The following is a 3,754-nucleotide window of genomic DNA, read 5'->3' on the forward strand; positions in this document are numbered from 1 at the left end:
TGACTTGGCGGCGGGCGATGTCGGTGGCCTCATCCCATTTTTCGTCATTCACCAAATTTTTAAACAGACGTGACCCGATGACATTGGTGCGTTCCCCTACAATGAGGGGACGATTGTCGGCTGTTGCTTCCACGGTTTCAATGCCGCTATAAAAACTTCGACCCTTCATTCCATGGGGAGAAACACGGGGTTTTTTGCCAACGATCATTTGGACAATGGCCGCTATATGCTTATGTGTGGTGCCGCAGCATCCGCCCACGATGTTAAGCCAGCGGTTATCGGCAAATCGTTCCAGTTGGCGGGCCAGCGATTCGGGGGTTTCCAAATATTTTCCTTCTTCATCCGGCAGCCCCGCGTTGGGGTAGCACGAAACAGAACAATCGGCCAGTTCATGGATGGTGCGGATGTGGTCGGTCATGAATTCCGGCCCTGTGGCGCAGTTTAACCCAATGGCTAAAAGTTCGACGTGCGAAAGGGAAACGACGAGGGCATCGGCGGCCTGCCCGGCAAGCATGGTGCCCATGGGTTCAATAGTGCCCGAAACAATGAGGGGAAGTTTTTTGCCAAATTCCTGGCAGGCTTTCTGAACACCGATCACACCGGCCTTGATATTGCGTGTGTCCTGCGCGGTTTCCAAAAGAAATAAATCGATGCCGCCATCAAGCAAGCCCAGGGCTTGTTGATAAAAATTTTGGGTGAGCTTATCAAAAGTGACTCCGCCCGTGACTGAAATGGCCTTGGTGGTGGGGCCCATCGAGCCGGCCACAAAACGGGGCTTGGCCGGTGTTGAAAATTCCCTGGCGGCCTTGCGAGCCAGTTCGGCGGCTGTCTTGTTGATGAGATGGGTTTTTTCCTGAAGCCCGTATTCAGCAAGAACCAGCGGTGTACTGCCAAATGAATTGGTTTCAACAATATCGGCGCCGGCTTCAAAATATTTTTTGTGGATGTTTAAAATGATGTCTGGGCGGGTAAAAACGAGATTTTCGTTGCATCCTTCAAGACTGGCCCCGCCAAAATCAGAAGCCGTCAGATTTTCCTGTTGCAGCATGGTCCCCATGGCGCCATCAAGCACTAAAATACGCTGGCGCATGAGGTTGGCGAGTTCGGTTGGTTTTTTATTTTGGGGCATAAAGGGGGTTAGCTATAGCATACTTAAATGGGCTGGCAAGTGTTCGTGAGATGAAAAAGCCAAAATTCTTTGATATCAGTGATATTGACAAATCGTATCTGATCAGATACGATTTTTTAAATGAATTTTCCACATCAATTACAATCCTGGAGATTGTCAAAAGCTTTAAGTGTGGCTCAGTTAGCCAGACTGTCAGGTGTTTCAAGACCGAATCTCGTCAATCTTGAGGGGGGTAACAAAGAATGTAATTTGTCGACCTTGTTTCGTTTGGCCGGGGCATTGCAGGTTACTCCGGGCACTTTGCTTGATAGTCAACCCAAGCCGGAAATCGTCCTTAATCGGCATGAAGCCGATCTTGTCGCAAGAGTGTTGCTTAAAAAAGCTTCAACAAAAAATCAGAAAATTATTCGGGCAGTGCAAATACTTCAGCCAACGGTTATAAGTATTTTGCAGGTGGCGGGTATTAAAAAATCGGGGGTGTCAACACGCCTGTCCAGAGCCAGGGCTTCTTACGTGTTTGGTAAAAAGGGGTATGAGCAATTGGTAACCCGTTTAAATAAACTGGCAGCTTCGTTATGTTAAAAAAGGATATCGACAATTTTTTCAAACAACTCAATTTAGAATTAAAGCATCCCATTGTTGTCTATCTGACAGGGGGTGTTGCCTCCTGTTTTTTGGGAGGTGTTCGTCCCACGCAGGATATTGATTGTGCCATCAAAGGTTCTTCTCACTGGAGTGAAATTGATTCTGCCGTAAAGAATGTTTCCCGTCAGACGGGTATTGCCTGTGAATATGCCGAAGATATTAGCCGTTGGGGGATGGTGGGGTATACTCGTTTTGAGAAGAATGCCAAATTTTATAAAAAATTCGGTAAAATTTCAGTTTCAATTTTAGAACCCACTATATGGTCGGTTGGCAAGATCAATCGTTATACGATAGATGATGTGCTTGATGTTGAGGCGGTATTTAAAAAACAAAAAATTTCTGCCAAAAAAGCGGTAGAAATGTGGGGTGCTGCCTTTAATGAAAGCCCCCCCTCTACTGAAAAAGGGATGTTTGCCAAAAGGGTTTTTCATTTTTTGGCAAATAGCGGGGGAAAGATATGGGGGGCTAAATTTGACGCAAAAAACTTCAATCTTCTTTTCTCAAAAAAAATCCATCTTAAGGCTGCGCCGTGAGCGCATTCAAGTCACGCACCGAAACATAGGGCAAATAATCTGCTGCCTGGGCCCGGGTGTAAAAATCATCCACCTTATCGGCGTCACTGACATAATCGATGGCCAAAACCATTTTGCCGGAATCGATAACTTCATCCAGATAAGGGGTGACTTCATCGGCATGGTCCAAGTCGAGGTCGTTGTTATTTTCGGCATCCCCATAATACCAGTTATCCTCGCTACCAAGGCCGTTGATGGCGGCCAGATAATCGCAGGCGCTTTCCTCCTCAAAAATGGCCGTGCCATTTTGGGGAAAGATCATAAAGTTTGCATCAAGGGTGCGTGCATAAGTGGTCAGGGCCAGCACGAAAGCGATCATGTCTTCGCCGGCAGTGGCACGGTCAACGCTACTTTCCCCATCGGGGCCGAAGTATTCAAAGGCATCAATAATATCCAGATAAACACCATCAAAGCCGGCAGCTATAATACGGTCTAAATAAGCTGTAGCATCTCCGTAGATAATGTCCTGCCAATCGGTGTCCCAATATTGCACTTTATAATTGTCGGGGAAATCGGGGTTGGAGGCAAAAAGCCAGTCGGGGGCAATGCCATCGACGGGGTTGTTGCTTCCATCCACCCAGGTAGGGTCCCAATAAAAACGGTCGGCTTCGGCCTCACCGATGCTCATATAGGCCAAAACGGTTTTGCCCGTGCCAGAAGCTTTTAAATTGGCTATTTCAAGGGCGGTAAACTCGCCCCCTTCGCTGCCATCCGAAGAATAATCCATGACAATCAAATCAAAATCACTGGCAGAGAGTTGGACTAAATCCGGGCCATCTAGCCAGTAGGCCCAATCGGTCACACCGGCAGGGGCCAGGAATCCGGCCAGATTGTTTTGACAGTCGGCTGCAACAAAAGTAATGGCTCCACCGTTGCTTCCGCCGCCGCTTCCACTACTGCTACTATTGCCTCCGCAGCCAGAGCCTGAAAGAATGAATGTGAAGATGAATAAATAAAGAGGAAAGGCATCATTTTTTTTCATAAAAAAATAATACCCAAAAAAATGAACAACACCCAGCTATTTTAAATCCATACAACTAAAACCAAGTTTTTCTCAAAAAAATCATTAAGTTTTCTATTTTTTGAAGCCTGATTCATGTATAAGAGATGCAAAAAGGGTCCCTGTTGAAAAAAAACTTCATTTTATCTTTGGGATTTATGAAGACGTGGCACGTTCTTATTACACGGTTCTGACTTTTCAGGACCAAATAAACACCACTGAAAAAGTGACCAAAGTGAGTCATCAACGTTTGGGGGAATTGAAAAAAAGGGTGGGGCTAGGGAAAACGCGTCAGGCGAGTTTGATTTGGACAAAGATATCGATGTTGCAGTACAGGCAGTGCTAGTGCTCTGACCATTTAATTATTATCTTTATATAGTTTGTATTTTTGTGTTATCTTTTCCGTGA

The 3,754-nt window shown here is 46.0% G+C and carries 4 protein-coding genes and 1 pseudogene; 3 read left to right on the top strand and 2 right to left on the bottom strand.

Annotated features, from left to right (window positions below):
* Positions 1 to 1,129 (bottom strand): annotated as a pseudogene (locus tag A2048_05895) (methionine synthase).
* Positions 1,130 to 1,249: 120 nt separating this feature from the next.
* Between A2048_05895 and A2048_05900 the strand changes: the two are divergent.
* The gene (locus A2048_05900; protein OGP07421.1) at positions 1,250 to 1,711 is read left to right on the top strand and encodes a hypothetical protein; all 462 of its coding nucleotides are present in this window, start codon (positions 1,250 to 1,252) and stop codon (positions 1,709 to 1,711) included.
* Complete coding sequence (locus A2048_05905) at positions 1,705 to 2,307, top strand: hypothetical protein (protein OGP07422.1); 603 nt, start codon at positions 1,705 to 1,707, stop codon at positions 2,305 to 2,307. Before A2048_05900 ends, A2048_05905 begins: the two co-directional genes overlap by 7 nt.
* On the opposite strand, the gene A2048_05910 is transcribed toward A2048_05905, so the two are convergent.
* Positions 2,291 to 3,328, bottom strand: coding sequence for a hypothetical protein (locus A2048_05910; GenBank protein OGP07423.1), 1,038 nt, complete (start codon positions 3,326 to 3,328; stop codon positions 2,291 to 2,293). The two genes, A2048_05905 and A2048_05910, sit on opposite strands and share 17 nt — an antisense overlap.
* A 100-nt stretch (positions 3,329 to 3,428) precedes the next feature.
* On the opposite strand from A2048_05910, the gene A2048_05915 reads away from it, so the two are divergent.
* Positions 3,429 to 3,692: a hypothetical protein gene (locus A2048_05915; protein ID OGP07424.1), complete on the top strand. Its 264-nt coding sequence runs from the start codon at positions 3,429 to 3,431 to the stop codon at positions 3,690 to 3,692.
* The last annotated feature ends 62 nt before the right edge of the window (positions 3,693 to 3,754 follow it).

This window comes from Deltaproteobacteria bacterium GWA2_45_12, from assembly GCA_001797365.1.
Lineage (GTDB): Bacteria > UBA10199 > UBA10199 > UBA10199 > UBA10199 > UBA10199.